Source organism: Nocardia otitidiscaviarum (genome assembly GCF_007362295.1).
Classification (GTDB): Bacteria; Actinomycetota; Actinomycetes; order Mycobacteriales; family Mycobacteriaceae; genus Nocardia; species Nocardia otitidiscaviarum.
In genome coordinates, this window is the sequence record NZ_CP041695.1 from 5,334,350 (window position 1) to 5,350,910 (window position 16,561).

The window sequence follows — 16,561 nt, forward strand, 5'->3', positions numbered from 1 at the left end:
GTGGTGCCGCCACCGGCCGTACAAGCGCGGTGCCGGAATCAGGTCGGCTCTTGACAGCAAGAAATGAACTGGCGTTCACTACTTGCGTGTCCCCTGAGAACCATGCCGGTACCCGCCCCGCGGCCTGGCGCGACGACCTGACCGGCGGCGCGGATTCACTGTTCGCGGATCGGCCCGAGCCGGTGAACTCCTACACCGCGCGCACCCTCACCTACGAGGTGACCGGCCGCATCGCCCGCATCACCTTCAACCGGCCCGAGCACGGCAATGCCATCACCTCCGACACCCCGATCGAACTGGCCGCCGCGGTCGAACAGGCCGATCTCGATCCCCGGGTGCACGTGATCGTGGTAAGCGGCCGCGGCAAGGGCTTCTGCGGCGGCTACGACCTGTCCATCTTCGCCGAGGGCGCGGGCAGCGGCGGCTTCGGACCGGCCGGCGGGACGGCCGACGGCAGCGTGCTCGACCCGGTGGTCCAGGCGCGCAACCACGACCCCCGCGGCACCTGGGACCCCATGGTCGACTATCAGATGATGTCGCGATTCAACCGCGGCTTCGCCAGCCTGCTGTACGCCAACAAGCCCACCGTGGCCAAGGTGCACGGATTCGCCATCGCGGGCGGAACCGATATCGCACTGTTCGCCGACCAGATCGTCTGCGCCGAGGACGCCCGCTTCGGCTATCCCCCCACCCGCACCTGGGGCATTCCGGCCGCGGGCATGTGGGCGCACCGGGTGGGCGATCAGCGCGCCAAGCGACTGCTGTTCACCGGCGACAGCCTCAGCGGCAAGCAGGCCGCCGAATGGGGGCTGGCCATCGAAGCACCGCCCGCCGAGCGGCTCGACGAGCGCACCGAGGAACTGCTGCGCCGGATCTCGCTGGTGCCGATCAATCAGCTCATCATGGCCAAGCTGGCGCTCAACAGCGCGCTGCTCAATCAGGGCGTGGCCAACTCGGGCATGGTCAGCACGGTGTTCGACGGCGTCTCGCGGCATACGCGCGAGGGGTACGCCTTCCAGATGCGCTCCATGACAGCGGGATTCCGCGAGGCGGTCCGGGAGCGCGACGAACCGTTCGGCGATTGGAAGCGCGCGCAGTTCGCGCGGGACGAGCAGAGCTAGTCGAGCGCACTCTCGCGCTCGACCGCCTCCGCCACCTTCGCACCGAGCGAGCGCAGCGCCGTCGCCTCGGCATCGGTCATATGGTCGATGAAGGCCCGCCGGACCAGTTCCACATGGTTCGGCGCGGCGTGTTCCAGGGCGGCGCGACCAGCATCGGTCAGCCGCACCTCACGCCCCCGCGCGTCATCGGTGGCCGGGCACCGGGACACCAGGCCGCGGCCGTCCATGCGGGCGAGGTGTTTGGACAGGCGGCTCTTGTCCCAGCAGATCTCCGCACCCAGATCCTTGGCGCGCAACTCTCCGCCGTGTGCCGACAGCGCGACCAGGATCTCGTAGTCCGAGGGTGAGAGCCCGTCGGCCGCCAATCCGGCCGCGATGGCGGCGTCGAGACGCTGGCGCATCCGGATATAGGACTGCCAGGTCTGCTGCTCCTCGTCATTCAGCCAACGCACCATGGAATAGATCTTAGCGGCTAATGGTTGACATGGACACCAACCGGTCCACAGGAGGTTCCCATGCCCGCCATCACCGTCGACAACATCCTGGTGCTGCCGCGGCTCCCGCGCCCCGACGCCGCCACCGGACGTGAGCGCGCCGTCCGCACCCTGGTCACCGCCCACAGCCAGCGCGAGGGCGCGGGCTTCGAGGTACGGCGCCCCTTCCCCAGCGTGGATCTGCGCACCGCCGACCCGTTCATCCTGCTCGACGAGATGGGTCCGGTCACCTACGAGCCGCACGAGGCCAAGGGCGCGCCCTGGCATCCGCACCGCGGTTTCGAAACCGTCACCTATGTGCTCGACGGCAGCATGGTCCACCACGACTCGCACGGCGGCGGAGGCGTCATCGGCGAGGGCGATACGCAGTGGATGACGGCCGGATCCGGCATCCTGCACGACGAGCTGCCCGCCGAGGAACTGGTGACACACGGCGGCCGGATGCACGGCTTCCAGCTGTGGGTGAACCTGCCGCGCGACAACAAGATGGCCGCGCCGCGCTACCAGGATCTGCGCGCGAGCGAACTGACCCTGGTCAGCTCGCACGACGGCGGGGCGCTGGTGCGGATCATCGCCGGGGATGTCGGCGGATTCTCCGGACCGGGGTCGACCCATACGCCCATCGCCTACGCGCACGCCTCCATCACGCCGGGCGGGCGGCTGGAAACACCCTGGCCGCGCGACTTCACCGCCATGGTCTACGTGGTCTCCGGCAGTGGCGCGGCCGGCGGGCGGCCGGTGACCGCGGGCCAACTGGCGGTGCTGGGGCACGGCGATTCGCTCACCGTGGCCGCCGATGCGAAACAAGATACGCGCACCGGCGATATGGAAGTGCTGCTGCTGGGCGGTCGCCCCATCCGGGAACCGGTCGTACAGTACGGACCGTTCGTCATGAACAGCCGACAGGAAATCATCGACGCCATCGAGGATTTCCAAGCCGGGCGAATGGGTCATATTCCCGCGGAGCACCGCGCGGGGCACCGCCTCGGAGAGTGAAACGCGGCGAAACGGGCCTGCGCGCAAGGCTTCTGCCTCGATGAATAGCGCAACCGGTTGACAATGCAACGGTCCGTTGTGATGGTGGACGGCGGACCGGACCGGCCACCGTGCCGTCCCCGGCAGCGGTGGCGCCCGCGTCGAGCCGGTCCGCCCCGTCCATCGCGCACAAGAACGCACGAAAACACAGAGGAATACATGAACGTTCGCAGGCTCCTCGTCACCGCCAGCGTCGCGGGTCTGACGACTCTCGCCCCCGCCGCGGCGGCCGTCGCCCAGGTTCCCGCCGGATCCTCGGGCACCGGCTCGTCCACCATCGACACCGGCTCGGCCGCGGTCGGCTCGGCCCAGCTGTCGCAGACCGGCTCGGCCGGCGGTTCCTACCGCAACTGCGATGACGCCCGCGCCGCCGGGCACGCACCCCTCTTCCGCGGCGAGCCCGGTTACGGCCCGCACCTCGACCCCGACGGTGACGGCTTCGCCTGCCCCACGGTCTGATTCGCGACGCCGTCGCACCCAGACAGAAACCCCCGGTGCCTCGATCGCACCGGGGGTTCGTCATCTCTCGAAACCCGCCGATACCGGTCGCCCGGATCGGCGGCGGGCGCTCAGTCCCGGAAGATCTTCACCACCAGCAGCAGGAACACCAGCAGTCCGGCCCCGATGAGGCTGTACTTGATCTTGGGCTCGTTCACCTTGGCCACGAACGCCTGCTTGGTGTTGTCGGCCAGCCGCTGGGGATCGGCACGCACCGCCAGCTCATCGAGGGTGTTCGCGAGCCGGTGCCGCGCGGCCTCGATCTCGCGCTGAATGTCCTCGGTATCCCTCGCCACGTCACACTCCTGTCTCAGGCCGCTCCCGATGGGCGGCGCGATCGTCGTCCGCCGGCCGGCCGCCCATCGCCACATCCGCCGTGGTGAGTAGGGCAAACGCGATGTGCGCCGGCCTGCCAGCGAGTGTATAGCCCGGTGCCGGATCGGCTAGCGTGCTGGCATGACCGAGAATCACCGCCTCAGTCCCGGCGACACCGCCCCCGCCTTCACCCTGCCCGACGCGGACGGGAATCCGGTATCCCTGACCGACTTCAAGGGCCGCAAGGTGATCGTGTACTTCTACCCGGCGGCGAGCACCCCCGGCTGCACCAAAGAAGCCTGCGACTTCCGCGACAACCTGGCCGAACTGAACGGCGCGGGTATCGAGGTGGTCGGCATCTCCCCCGACAAACCCGCCAAACTGGCCAAGTTCCGCGACAACGAGCAGCTCACCTTCGCGCTGCTGTCCGACCCGGACAAGGAGGTGCTCACCGCGTGGGGCGCCTTCGGCGAGAAGACGATGTACGGCAAGAAGGTCACCGGGGTGATCCGCTCCACCTTCCTGGTGGACGAGAACGGCAAGATCGAGGCCGCCCAGTACAACGTGCGCGCCACCGGGCACGTGGCGAAGCTGCGTCGCGACCTGTCGGTCTGAGCACGACGAAGGTCCGGCCATCCGTCGGTTGGCCGGACCTTCGCGCGGGTTGCGGTGCGTTACAGCGCTATACGCGCGGCAGCATCTGCACCGCCCACTTCAGCATCATCGCCCAGTGGCTGTCCCACCAGCTCTGGAATTCGGGCGTGCCCAGCGGCGGCGGGGCGGATTCGCCCGGGAACAGACCGAAGCCGTCCGGCGCGCCGACCGGGTTGGTCGGTGCGGGGATGATGGACTGCTGACCCACGCCGGTCTCGCGCTCCGCCGGAGCGTCGAGCAGCGGTTTGGGGCCCATGAGACCGAGCGGCTCGGAGTCCGCCGGACCCCAGCCGGAGGTGCCGGGATCCAGCGTCACCACGGTCGGCTCGGCCGCGGACTCCTCCTCCAGTACCGCACCCGCCTCCGAGGGTTCGACGACGGCGGGTTCCCAGTGCGTCTCATTGGACGAACCGACCGCCGAACCGGAATCGGCGATGGCCGGATGCGGGCCGCGGTGACCACCGTCCGCATTGATCCGGGCGTCGGTGAGCATGGGCTCGGGCACCGTGCGCGAACTGCCGCTGGCCGAGTACACCCCGCCCGCCACCAGACCGCCCGCGAGCACACTGGCCGCCGCGAACAGCGCCGCGGTGCCGCGGGTGCGCTTCATCCGCTCGGCCGCCTCGCCCGCGTACTCGGTCTCCGGCAGCGCGGCCAGTGCCGCGCCGATGGCCGGGGCCTGCGCCGCCACCGCGCACGGGATGATGGGGGCCCCGAATCCGGCCTCCAGCGCCGCCACCACGGTGGGTTCGCTTGCGGCCGAACCGATCAGCACCACCGCGTCGGGACGCACCCCGGCCGCGTCGAACTGATCCCAGGCCGCCGTCACGGCGGCCCGCATGGCCTCCTCGGTGGCCGCGCCGCCGCTGAGCGACACCGCCGCCAGCACCCGGGTGCGATCCCCGTCGATGAGCGAGAACGCCTGGAAGCCGGGCACGACCTCGCAGATGGCGAGATCCTCGAATTCGTCCACCCAGGTCATGGCCCGCGCGGCCGCGAGATGCGAGGACTTGGCCGAGACCAGCGATGCCTCGTGCCAGCGCCCGGAGGCCAGCCTGGTGACGATCGCGCGCCGCTCGGCGGCATCGCGGTAGGCGACCGCGGCCCCCACGACATCGCGATCGGGACCGATCTTGTCGGCGACGGCATCCATGACCGCCTCGACAGCCGCGGCGAGGTCCGCCTTGGTCTCGCCGCCGACCCTTCCGGTGAGGTGCAGCAGCACTCGCTCGGGCAGCTTGTCGCCGTCGTCCGCGAGCGCCACAGCATGGACGGTGCCGCGTTCGGTGGAGACACCGATGGTCACCGCTGATCGAACTACCGCAGGAACAACCACAGATTCAGCCTTCCGCCTAGCGCGTTGGAGTCCAGCCGCTATAAGCAGCTGCAATGAGTGTTCGACGCCACACTCGGCGCGGATTGGTCATAACCGATGGGCCCTTCGAAAACACGCAGGACACCGCCGCGTGTCATCAGCGTGTCGCTACCAGTAGCCTGTTGGACGTGGAAACGCGCACGGGAGCGAGGGCAACGCCGAGGCCCGACCCTGCGTTGGAGTTGCAGGACGACCCGCAAGAGTTGATGCCCCGCCGCCGTCCGACGCAGGAACGGAGCAAACGGAAATTCGACGCACTGCTCCAATCGTCCAGGGAGCTGCTCGTCGAGGTCGGCTTCGAATCCTTCACCTGCGAAGAGGTGGCGGCCCGCGCGGAAGTGCCGATCGGCACGCTCTACCAGTTCTTCGCCAACAAGTACGTGATCGTCTGCGAACTCAATCGCCAAGACCTGGTGGCGGTTTCACAGGAGCTGGCCAACTTCCACGGTGAAGTGCCGTCCATGGACTGGCTGCGATACATGAACAGCTTCGTGGACCACATGGCGCAGCTGTGGATGACCGACCCGTCCCGGCGCGAGGTGTGGCTGGCCATGCAGTCTACGCCGTCCACGCGGGCCACCGGCGCGATTCACGAGAAGGAGTTCGCGGAGGTGGTGGCGCAGATGCTGCGGCCGCTGATGCCGCGCACCCCCCGCGCCCGCCGGTCCATGATGGCGCAGGTGCTGGTGCACGTCGTGTACTCGATGCTGAACTTCTCGGTGCAGGACGGGCTCAGCCACGATGCGGCGGTGGCGGAGCTGAAGCGGCTCATGGTGGCGTATCTGCTGATCGCCGAGAAGGAATCGCGAACGGGCGGGCAGAAGAACGCCGGAAGCTAGCCGCGCGCGGCCGTGGTTTCGCCTGGCCTACTGGCCGATGAGGTCGGCCAGCTCGCCCGGATCCTCCAGCACCACCATGGCGGCCGCGGTGTCGCCGTCGTGGGTGAGCGACAGGTGGATTCGCACGCGCGGCAGGAATTCCGCGGCGAGGCCGTGCAATCGGATGCTGGGGCGGCCCCAGGCGTCGTTGACCACCTCGATGAGCGGATACGGATTGTCGCCGACCTGCGGGCTGCGCGCGAAACGGGAGGAGGCCCACGCCTTGAGCACCGCTTCCTTCGCCGCCCAGCGGGCCGCGTAGCTGCGCGCCGAATCGGTGGACTTGCTCTCACAGTAGCGGCGCTCCCCCGCGGTGAAGCTTTCCCGCAACATGGTGGTTCCGGTGCGCTTCAGCTGCTCGGAGAACTCCGAGATCGTCACCAGGTCCAGTCCGATACCCAGGATCGTCAACGCGCCGCAGCTCCTCGTCGGTCGGTGTGCAGTCGTGGTCGGCTGAACATACCAGCGGAGCCTACGGTTCCGTAGGCTCCGCGGGTAGTCGATCGGTTCCGCTGGCTGACCGCAGTGCTTTGGTCTGCGCCGCAAGCGTTCCCAGGTCCGGGAGGCAGCGCCGCGTCGGAGGGTGCCGCGCTTGCCCACCCTGCGCCCCTGGCGCAGACTGCCCAAGCGCAGCGGTTCCCGATGATCAGCTACAGGCGGGCCCCCGCTGAGCGATGTACATGCCGTCGGTACCGAGGCGGGCGTCCTTGGTGAGCAGGACGTCGGCCTCGAGTTGGCGGGACTGCTTGGCGGGGGTGCCGTCGCCGCCGAGGCGGCGGTCGGCGGGGCGCTCGTAGAGGGGCGCGCCGCCGCACATGGCCTCGACGAAGCGCTGGCGGCCGTTGAGCTTCCGCTCTTCGGCCTTGCGCAGGTACTCCTCGCGACGCTCGGGGTCGATGGCCGCGACGAACGCCTGCGGATGCACGACGGCGAGCAGGCCGGAGACGTGGCCGAAGCCGAGCGAGGTGACCAGACCGGCCTTGAGCGGGAGGCGATCTCCCACCGCGAGCGGTTCGCGCAGCCACACCAGGTGCGGGTATTCGCGCATCTTGGCGTCCACGCAGTCCAGGCTGCGGTTGGGCGGGATCACGCCCTGCTCCAGCACCTGGCACAGGCCGATGAGCTGGAAGGCCGCCGCGCCGCCCTTGGCGTGGCCGGTGAGGGTCTTCTGCGACACCACGAACAGCGGTGCCCCGTCGGACCGGCCGAGCGCCGTGGCGAGCCGCTCGTGCAGTTCGGACTCGTTGGGATCGTTGGCCGCGGTGGAGGTGTCGTGCTTGGACACCACCGCGATCTCGTCCGGCGCGACGCCCAGCTTCTTCAGCTCGGCAGCCAGTTTCGACTCCGGGCCGCCGCGACCGGCGGCCAGCGCGCCCAGGCCCGGGGCCGGAATCGAGGTGTGCACGCCATCGGCGAAGGACTGCGCGAAGGCGACCACGCCGAGCACCGGCAGGCCCATCTCGACCGCGACGCTGCCGCGGGCGAGCAGAACCGTTCCGCCGCCCTGGGATTCGACGAAGCCGCCGCGACGGCGGTCGTTGGCCCGGGAGAAGTAGCGGTCGCTGATGCCCTTGGCGCTCATGGCCGCCGAATCCGCGGTGGCCGACATGTCACCGAAGCCCACGATGCCCTCGATGCCGAGATCGTCGTAGCCACCGGCCACCACCAGATCGGCCTTGCCGAGCCGGATCTTGTCCACACCCTCCTCGACCGAGACCGCCGCCGTGGCGCAGGCCGCGACCGGGTGCACCATGCCGCCGTAGGAGCCGACGTAGCTCTGAACCACATGGGCCAGCGCCACATTCGGCAGCGCCTCCTGGAGGATGTCGTTGGCGCGCGGCTCCCCGAGCAGGTTGTCGATGTAGAGCGAGCGCATCGAGGACATGCCGCCCATACCGGTGCCCTGGGTGTTGGCCACCATGGCCGGATGCACCCAGCTCATGAGCTCGGCCGGGCTGAAGCCGGAGGACAGGAACGCGTCCACGGTGCAGACGATGTTCCACAGCGCCACCCGGTCCACGGAGCCCGCCATATCGGCCGAGATGCCCCACCTGGTGGGATCCCAGCCGGTGGGGATCTGGCCGCCGACGAAGCGCGACAGCTTGGCCTTGCGCGGCACCCGGATCTCGGTGCCCGCCTTGCGAGTCACCTGCCAGTCGCCCGAACCCTCGACCGGCGTGACGACGGTCTGCTCCGGGTTGGCGGCGTGGAAGGCGCGCGCCTCGGCCTCGCTGTTGACCACGAAGGTCAGATCCTTGTCCAGGAACACCGAGGTGAGCAGCGGGGCGGTGTTGTCGACCATCGCGCCGTCGTCGCCGTAGCGGCGCACGCCGCAGCGCTCCACCACGGTGTCGTGGTAGCGCTCGGCCAGCTCGGATTCGTCGACGTAGTCACCGGTTTCGGTGTCGTACCAGCCCGGCTTGGGCTCGTTCTCCCAGGTGACCAGTCCGGTGGTCCAGGCCAGTTCGAGCACGCCCGCGGCGGAGAGCTCGTCGGAGACCTCCATCTCGAAGCGGGTACGCGCCGAGCCGTAGGGGCCGAGTTCGCCCGCGCCGACGATGACGACCATATCGTCGAGATCGGCTGTCACCGCGCCCCATTCGGGAACCGGCAGCGCCGACGACACCATGGTCGGCGGGGCGGGCAGCGCCGGAATGGTCGCGGCCTTCGCGGCCGTATCCTCCTCGACCGCCGCCGCTTCCGCGGCCTCCCTGCCCAGCGCGGACAGATCCAGCTTGGCACCGGCCAGGCCGCCGGTCAGGTCGATCTGCTGCGGTCCCTGCGCGGTGACGCCGCGCGCCCGCTCGGTGCACCACTTGAGCAGCTCATCGGCCATCTCCTGGGTGGACCAGGTCTGCACGCCCGCCTTCTCCACGGCCTCGACCAGCGGATCGTTGTGGCCCATGAGGCCGGTGCCGCGCACCCAGCCGATGAGGGCGTGCACCAGGGTGACCCGCTGCGCCCAGGACTTCTCGGCCCGCCACTTGGCGACCACGGCGTCCAGCGCGGCCTTGGACTCGCCGTACGCGCCGTCACCGCCGAAGAGGCCGCGGTTGGGCGAACCCGGCAGCACCACATGGAGTTTGGCGTCCACGTCGTGGTCCGCGCCCAGCTTGGACAGGCCGCCGATGAGGCGCTCGACCGACCAGAGCAGCACCCGCATCTCCATTTCGGCGCGGGCCCCGGCGTCGGCGAGGTCACCGGCCACCCGCGGCGCCGCGAAGGGCAGCAGCAGGGTGGGGGTCATGGCCTCCTTGACGAGCACCTTGGCGCCGCCCGCGGTGTCGGTCTGCTCGTTGCCGACCCACTCGACGAGGGCGTCGATATCGCTGTAGGAGGCCATATTCGCGGGCACCACCCACAGCGCGGCGCCGTGACGGGCATGGTCGCGGTAGAGCTGCTTGTAGAAGGCCAGGCGCGCGTCGTCGAGCTTGGAGGTGGTGACGACGACGGTCGCGCCGCCGCCGAGCAGTCGCCCGGTGGCGGCCGCGGCGATGGAACCCTTGCTGGCGCCGGTGATCACGGCGATCTCCGAGGACCAGACACCGGGCTCGGTCACCTCGACGGCGGCCGCGGCGATGCGTGCGTAGAGACCGGCCAGCACCGAGCGGGCCTCGTGCATGGCGCGTTCCCGCCACCAGTTGGCCTGCGCGGCAACCGCTTCCCCGGCGCCGACGTAGCCGTCGACCGGCAGTTCGTCCAGTCCGGCGTCACCGCCCAGCCACAGCCGCGCGAGATCCTCGCGGGCGCTGGCCCAGCGGTCGTCGATGAGGACCGCCTTGCGGGCGTCGAAGGCGGGAGCGACCAATCGCGGCCAGTCCGAACCGAGTTCGGCCGAGACCAGGTCCACCAGGGTGTCGTCGGTGGCCTCCGGCGCGGAGAGCTGTTCGGCGTGGCCCAGCGATTCCAGGATCACCCGGGCGGCCTGCGCCAGCACGCCGTCGCGGCCGGTGATCTGCTCGGTGAACTCGCCCAGCGCGGCGGCGTCGACGGTCGCGCCGCCTCCGCCACCGGCCGACGGCATCGACACCGCGACACCCCGGCGAGCGGCCACGGCCTGCACGGCGGCGTCGATGGCGGCGTCCACGGCCGCACCGTCGCCCAGCGCGCCCGAGACCAGGCCGCCCAGATCGCCGCCGCGCACGGACGCGCCCTCGCGGGTGCCGAGCGAGACCTCGGCGGTGACGTGGCTGGCCCAGCCGTCGCCGAGTCCCCAGACCTTCTTGACACGTTCGGCGATGGCGGCGGGGCGCTTGCCGGAGGGACCGAAGACCTTGCGCAGGTGGTCGCCGATGGCGTCGGAGAGCACCGAGCCGAACGGCTTGTAGGTGCGGGCCAGGCGGTCGACGGTGGCCGAGAGCGCGCCCATGTCGGCGTCGGCGGCACCGTCGATGGCACCGAGCGACAGTTCGGAGCCGAGGTCGACGAGCAGCTGGTTGCGGCGCGAGGAGACGCCGTCGCACAGGCCTTCGATGGTGTCCACCGGACCGATCTGGTCCAGCCGCAGCTTGGTCCACAACGCGATGAGCACGCGGGTGGCGTCGGCGGCGGTGAAGGCGATGTCGTCCGGAGTCGGGCCGCCGGTCGGGGCGGCCGGCGCGGCGACGGGGGCGGTGGGCGCGGCGGCCGCCGTGGGTGCCGCGGTCTCGGCCGGGGTCTCCTCCGGCTCCTCCACCGGGGCAGGGTCGGTGTCGGTGGAATACACCACGCCGGCCTCACGCTCGATATTCAGCACCTCGACCGCGGTGTTGGCGAACATCGGCAGCTTGAGCGTATTCGTCGCCAGGTTGGCCACGGTCGGCGTTGCCGCCAAACCGATTTCGACGAAGCGCTCGACGCCGAGACCACCGTGGGCGGCATCGGTGAACAGCAGATCCTGGGTCTCGATCCAGCGCACCGGGCTGGCGAACTGCCAGGCCAGCAGCTCGATCAGCACCACGCGGCACAGTTCGGTGGGACGCGCGGCCCAGTCGTCGAAGTCGGCCAGCACCTCGGCCAGCGGCTGGGACGGCACGTAATCGGCGATCTCGGCGATGAATTCGCGCTCCAGCGAGAACGGGCGCGGCACCAGGTTCGGGATGTAGCGTCCGACCAGCAGTTCCGGATGCAGGTCCGCGGGCAGCAGCTCCTGGAGCTTGTGCCGGAACTCCGGCACCCCGGCGCGCAGCACGGTGGAGTGGAACGGCACGTCGATGCCGGGCACCAGCACGAAGGCGCGCTTACCGCCGAATTCGGCACGGCGGCGCTCGATCTCGGCCTCCAGGGCCTCGAGTCCGGCCACGGTGCCCGCGATGGCGTACTGCGAGCCGCGCAGGTTGAGGTTGACCACCTCGAGGAATTCGCCCGCCTTCGCGCCCACGGTGGCGACGAAGTCGATCACCGCGGCGTCGGGCACGCCGATCTGCGAGGGGCGGATGGCGGCCATGCGATAGTCGCTGCGGCCCTGAGCATCCCGCGGCACCAGCTCGTGCATGGCGGAGCCGCGCTGGAACACCACCTCGAGCACGGCCTCGAGCGGCAGCACCCCGGCGACGGCGGCGAGCGCGTTGTACTCGCCGACCGAGTGGCCCGCCAGCATCGCGCCGTCCACGAAGGCTCCGGCCTCCCGCAGTTCCGCGACCTGGGCGACACCCAGGGTGGCCATGGCGACCTGGGTGAACTGGGTCAGGTGCAGCACACCCTGAGGGTGGCGGTACTCGACGCCGCGCGCCTTGAGGTAGGTCGGATTGTCGCGCACCACAGCGAGAATCGAGAAGCCGAGGGCCTCGCGAGTGTGCTTGTCGGCGCGGTCCCAGACCTCCTTGGCGGCCTTGGAGCGGGTGCGCGCGTCCAGACCCATCCCCTTGGTCTGAATGCCCTGTCCCGGGAAGGCGTAGACGGTCTTGGGCGGTGCGATACGACCGGTGGCGGTCATCACCAGATCCCCACCGCTGTCACCATTACCCGCGCCGCGGGTGCGGCAGGACACCTCCACGATCTCACTGCCGCGATCCACCGCGACCCGCTCGACCCGCACGTCGATCTGCGCACCCGGCCGCACCATGCCCAGGAAGCGGGTGGTCCACGCGGTCAGCGTGCGCGGCGGCAGCTTGTCGGCCGGGTCGATGGCCGAGACGGCGTGCTGCGCGGCGGCCGACAGCCACATGCCGTGCACGATCGGGCTGCCGAGTCCGGCCAGCTTCGCGGCGGCATCGGAGGTGTGGATCGGGTTGTGATCGCCCGACACCTGCGCGAAGGCGGCCATGGCACGCGGCGCGGTGACGGTGACATCGCGACGGCGACGGCGCGGGGTGTCGGCGGCGTCGGCGGACAGGGTGCCCGCGGCGCGCGGCGGATCGGTGAGTTCGCCGGCGCCGGTGCGGCCGCGAATGGCGAAGCGCTCGGTGAGGGTGGCGATGGTCGGCATGGACATGCCGGTCTCGGGCTTGTCCAGCATGCCGGTGATGCGCACCCGCACCTCGACCACCCGGCCCAGATCGGTGTCCAGGGTCTCCCCCGCCTCGGCGCGCACCGCGAGAACGCTTGCGCCGTCGGGCAGTTCACCGGCCAGCTCGATGCGGTGGTCGAGGTGCACCAGGTCGAGCATGCCCTCGATGACGCTCGCGCCGTCCTCGGTGCGAGTCGCGCCCAGCACCGCGAACACGGCGGGCCAGCACGCGCCCACCAGCACGTCGGGCACCGTGCGGCCGTTGGTGCTCAGGTTCTCGGGCAGGCCGGAACCGGTGACGCCCGCGTGGTCGGCGATGAGGTCGGGGGTCCAGGCGGTGTTGACGTGCGCGACCTTCGCGCCGTCGACGGTCTTCACCTCGGGCAGCGCCTGGCCCGCGGCGACGGCCAGCAGCGCCGACATGGCGGTCTCGGCGTCGGCCTCCGAAATGACCGGCGCGCCACCGTTGTAGACCGAGGTGGGAACGGTCATGCGAATGCGCACGGCGTCCTTCGCGGCGGCTACCGCGCCGCCCAGCAGCGGCACCGTCAATTCCACGTAGGCGTGGTCGGTTTCGGGTCCCTCGGTGGCGCTGAGGGTGGCGCCGGTGGGCGGGTGGATCGCGCCCTTGCCGTTCATGGTCCACTCGTGCACATCGCCGAGCCGGTGGATGGGGTTGACGGTGGTGCGTCCGGCCCACTGCACGTCGGGGGCGGCGAGCACGGTATCCAGTGCGCCGTGGGCGATATCGGCGCGGCGACGGCCGTCCACGGCGGCGGGGACCAGGCCCGCGCGCACCATGGAGTAGGCGGCGTCCTGCTCGAAGCGATCGAGCAGCTCACCCACGGGCTCGTCCGCGCGGGTGATGCCCGCGACGGCGACGGTGCCCGGGATGATGCACACCTGATCGGCGCTGTAGCGCGGATCGTGGGCCTGCCACAGCGAATCCGAGCGCCACCAGCGGCGCACGTCCTGGTCGACGACCGGCACGAAGTTGACCGGCTTGCCGGGGGTCTTGCACAGCGAGATGAAGAACGGCACGTCCGCCGGGTGCAGCACGGTGTCCGCGGCGGCCGGGTAGCGCTCCTTCAGCGTGCACAGCGCGCGCACCGGCTCCTCGAAGGCGGCGTCGTCGGCGAAGAGGGTCTCGATCTCGCCGCGGTCGGCCTCGTTGAGGCGGGATTCGGTGCGGCGCATCATCTCCGCGAAGCGGTCGCGCCAGGTGATGTCCAGCCAGACCGAGCGGGTGGCGTCGGCGATGGCGTCGGCGAAGTCGCCGCCGCAGTCGAAGTCCTTGCGGCGGTCCAGGCCCACAGCCAGTTCGACGTAGCGCTCCAGCCACTCGACATAGGTCATGGTGGCGACATCGCCGAAGTACGGCTTGGCGGTGCGGTCGAGCGCCTCGATGATCTCGGCGCGGCGCTGGGCGACTGCCTCGGCGTCACCGGCGACCTCGTCCAGCAGGCGGCCGGTGCGGGAGGCGGCATTGTCGATCTCGTGGATGTCGGCACCCAATTGGCTGCGGCCGGAAGCCATTCCGCCACTGGCGGTGCCCGCGCCCACCCAGTCCGGGGTGCCGGGGGTGTCCACCAGCATCTGCTTGACCTCGGGCGCGGTGGTGGCCTCCAGGGTGGCCATGGCGGCGGTGCCGACCAGCACGCCGTCCAGCGGCATCACCGGGTAGCCGTGTGCCTGTGACCAAGCGCCGGTGAGGTATTCGGTGGCGCGCTCGGGGGTGCCGATGCCGCCGCCGACGCAGACCACCACATTGTCGCGGCCGCGCAGTTCGGCGTAGGTCTCGAGCAGCAGGTCGTCGAGGTCTTCCCAGGAGTGGTGACCACCGGCGCGACCGCCTTCGATATGCATGATGACCGGGTAGTCCGGCACCGCGTCGGCGATGCGCAGCACGGCCCGGATCTGGGCGACGGTGCCGGGCTTGAACGCCACGTGGGTGATGCCGGCCTCGGTCAGCTCCTCGATGAGGGCGACGGCCTCCTCGAGCTCCGGGATGCCAGCGGTGACCACCACGCCGTCGAAAGGCGCACCGGCGCTGCGGGATCGCTGCACCAGGCGCTTGCCACCCAGCTGGAGCTTCCACAGGTAGGGATCGAGGAACAGCGAGTTGAACTGCACCGCGCGGCCCGGATGCAACAGCGTCTTCAGCTCCGCGACCCGGTCGGCGAAGATCTGCTCGGTGACCTGGCCGCCACCGGCGAGTTCGGCCCAGTGGCCCGCATTCGCCGCCGCGGCCACGATTTTCGCGTCCACGGTGGTGGGGGTCATGCCCGCGAGCAGGATGGGCGAGCGGCCGGTGAGGCGGGTGAAGGCGGTCTCCACCACGATGCGGCCATTGGGCAGGCGCACCGGATTGGGCGCGAATTCCGCCCAGGCGGGGGCGATCTCGGGGGCCGCGCCCGGAGTGAACAGGCTGCGCTGGCCGGGGCGGGTGGAGGCGGCGAGCACGCCGACGCCGGTGCCCTTGAGCGATCCGGCGGTCAGGCGGGTGAGCAGGTCACCGGGGCCGAGGTCCAGAATCCACTGCGCGCCTTCGGAAACGACCTCGTCGACGGTGGCGACCCAGTCGATCGGATCGACCAGGATCTCCTTGGTCAGCGCGGCGGCCAGTTCGGTGTCGAGTCCGCACTGCCCGGCCCAGGTGCTCACCAGTTCGACGGTCTCGGCCAGGGCCGGGTGGTGGAAGGCGACCTCGACCGGAATGTCCTCGAAGACGGGGGCGAATACCGCGCCGCCGCGCTTCTTGGCCTCGCGGTCGCGGGTCTGCTCGGCGCTGATCTCGGCGCAGCGCTGCCGCACCCGGTCGAGCTGGGCCACCGGGCCGGAGAGCACGGCGCGGCGACGTCCGTTGCGGATGGAGACCACGGCGGCCTTGCTCGCGTCGACGTCCGCCGACACCTCTTCGACCACGGCCCGCAACCGGTCGGGGTCGACATGGGAGACGGCGACCATGGGCATGCGCTCGCCCACCGGCACCAGCCCGCGACGGCGGGCGATCAGACCGGCGGCGGCCCCGATCAACTGGGCCAGCGCGAGCATCTCGGCATCCCGCTCGCCGTGCGCGGCGGCGGCGGTGGCGGCCAGGCGGCCCTGCGAATGACCGATGTAGGCCACCGGAGCCTGCGCGACAATGTCCAGGCCCTGCAGCCGCAGCGCGCGCAGCGCGGCCACCTGGGTGAGGAAGACGCCGGGCATGGATACCGCGGCGGACCGCAGGATCTGCGGCGACGGGGCCGCCGAGACCTCACCCTGCTCGGGGTCGGCGATCTCCTCTTCGAGCATCCAGCCGATGGGGTCGAAACCGACCGGCCGGACCACGAGCAGCTGCGCGGCAACGGGTTCCAGCCGCTGCGCGGCCTCGTTCACGAGCGCGGTGAGCTCCGGTTCGAGCGCGGAATCCCGCCCGATCTCCTCCAGCTCCCGCAACCACTGGGCGCCCTGCCCACCGAACGCCAACGCGTACGGCGCGCCACCCAGCAACCTGTCCAACAGCGACGACCTGACCCCACCCTCCGAGGCCTTGCGCGCCACCCTCGCCCTAGATCCGGTCCCGGTGCTCTCGTTGATCGTCAAGACGTTCGACTTCCTTCTCGTAGCGGCTTGCCCCCGCAGGACGGGGCCGCGCTCTCGTCGCGCAGATCTTCCCGAGGCCACCCGGCCCTGGTAGTGCCCGAGGATTCCACAAAATCATGAGGGGTTCCTCATGTTTACCCCTACCCACGACCCCCTACCGCGCAGTATTCAGGTAC

At 70.5% G+C, this 16,561-nt stretch carries 10 protein-coding genes; 5 read left to right on the plus strand and 5 right to left on the minus strand.

The window, feature by feature from the left end; translation table 11 throughout:
- Positions 1–86: 86 nt before the first annotated feature.
- Positions 87–1,121: a crotonase/enoyl-CoA hydratase family protein gene (locus FOH10_RS23915; protein WP_143982415.1), complete on the plus strand. Its 1,035-nt coding sequence runs from the start codon at positions 87–89 to the stop codon at positions 1,119–1,121.
- Here the strand turns inward: FOH10_RS23915 and FOH10_RS23920 are convergent.
- Entirely contained in the window at positions 1,118–1,576 is a 459-nt protein-coding gene (locus FOH10_RS23920) for a MarR family winged helix-turn-helix transcriptional regulator (RefSeq protein ID WP_051036969.1), read from the minus strand. The genes FOH10_RS23915 and FOH10_RS23920 overlap by 4 nt on opposite strands.
- A gap of 60 nt (positions 1,577–1,636) precedes the next feature.
- Here FOH10_RS23920 and FOH10_RS23925 point away from each other — a divergent pair, with 60 nt between their 5' ends.
- On the plus strand, positions 1,637–2,611 hold the full coding sequence (locus FOH10_RS23925) for a pirin family protein (RefSeq protein WP_143982416.1): 975 nt from the start codon (positions 1,637–1,639) through the stop codon (positions 2,609–2,611).
- A 198-nt stretch (positions 2,612–2,809) separates the two neighbouring features.
- Positions 2,810–3,109, plus strand: a complete 300-nt coding sequence (locus tag FOH10_RS23930; protein ID WP_029926791.1) for an excalibur calcium-binding domain-containing protein — start codon at positions 2,810–2,812, stop codon at positions 3,107–3,109.
- Positions 3,110–3,219: 110 nt separating this feature from the next.
- On the opposite strand, the gene FOH10_RS23935 is transcribed toward FOH10_RS23930, so the two are convergent.
- The gene (locus tag FOH10_RS23935; RefSeq protein ID WP_029926789.1) at positions 3,220–3,444 is read right to left on the minus strand and encodes a DUF3618 domain-containing protein; all 225 of its coding nucleotides are present in this window, start codon (positions 3,442–3,444) and stop codon (positions 3,220–3,222) included.
- A 160-nt stretch (positions 3,445–3,604) separates the two neighbouring features.
- Between FOH10_RS23935 and bcp the strand changes: the two genes are divergently transcribed.
- Positions 3,605–4,078: a thioredoxin-dependent thiol peroxidase gene (gene bcp, locus FOH10_RS23940; RefSeq protein ID WP_143982417.1), complete on the plus strand. Its 474-nt coding sequence runs from the start codon at positions 3,605–3,607 to the stop codon at positions 4,076–4,078.
- Between the two features lie 67 nt (positions 4,079–4,145).
- On the opposite strand, the gene FOH10_RS23945 is transcribed toward bcp, so the two are convergent.
- The gene (locus FOH10_RS23945; RefSeq protein WP_143982418.1) at positions 4,146–5,423 is read right to left on the minus strand and encodes a DUF7159 family protein; all 1,278 of its coding nucleotides are present in this window, start codon (positions 5,421–5,423) and stop codon (positions 4,146–4,148) included.
- Positions 5,424–5,698: 275 nt separating this feature from the next.
- Here FOH10_RS23945 and FOH10_RS23950 point away from each other — a divergent pair, with 275 nt between their 5' ends.
- Complete coding sequence (locus FOH10_RS23950; protein WP_085996356.1) at positions 5,699–6,331, plus strand: TetR/AcrR family transcriptional regulator; 633 nt, start codon at positions 5,699–5,701, stop codon at positions 6,329–6,331.
- A gap of 27 nt (positions 6,332–6,358) precedes the next feature.
- On the opposite strand, the gene acpS is transcribed toward FOH10_RS23950, so the two are convergent.
- The gene (acpS, locus tag FOH10_RS23955; protein ID WP_029926780.1) at positions 6,359–6,781 is read right to left on the minus strand and encodes a holo-ACP synthase AcpS; all 423 of its coding nucleotides are present in this window, start codon (positions 6,779–6,781) and stop codon (positions 6,359–6,361) included.
- A 235-nt stretch (positions 6,782–7,016) separates the two neighbouring features.
- On the minus strand, positions 7,017–16,385 hold the full coding sequence (locus FOH10_RS23960) for a type I polyketide synthase (protein WP_143982419.1): 9,369 nt from the start codon (positions 16,383–16,385) through the stop codon (positions 7,017–7,019).
- Between the last annotated feature and the right edge of the window lie 176 nt (positions 16,386–16,561).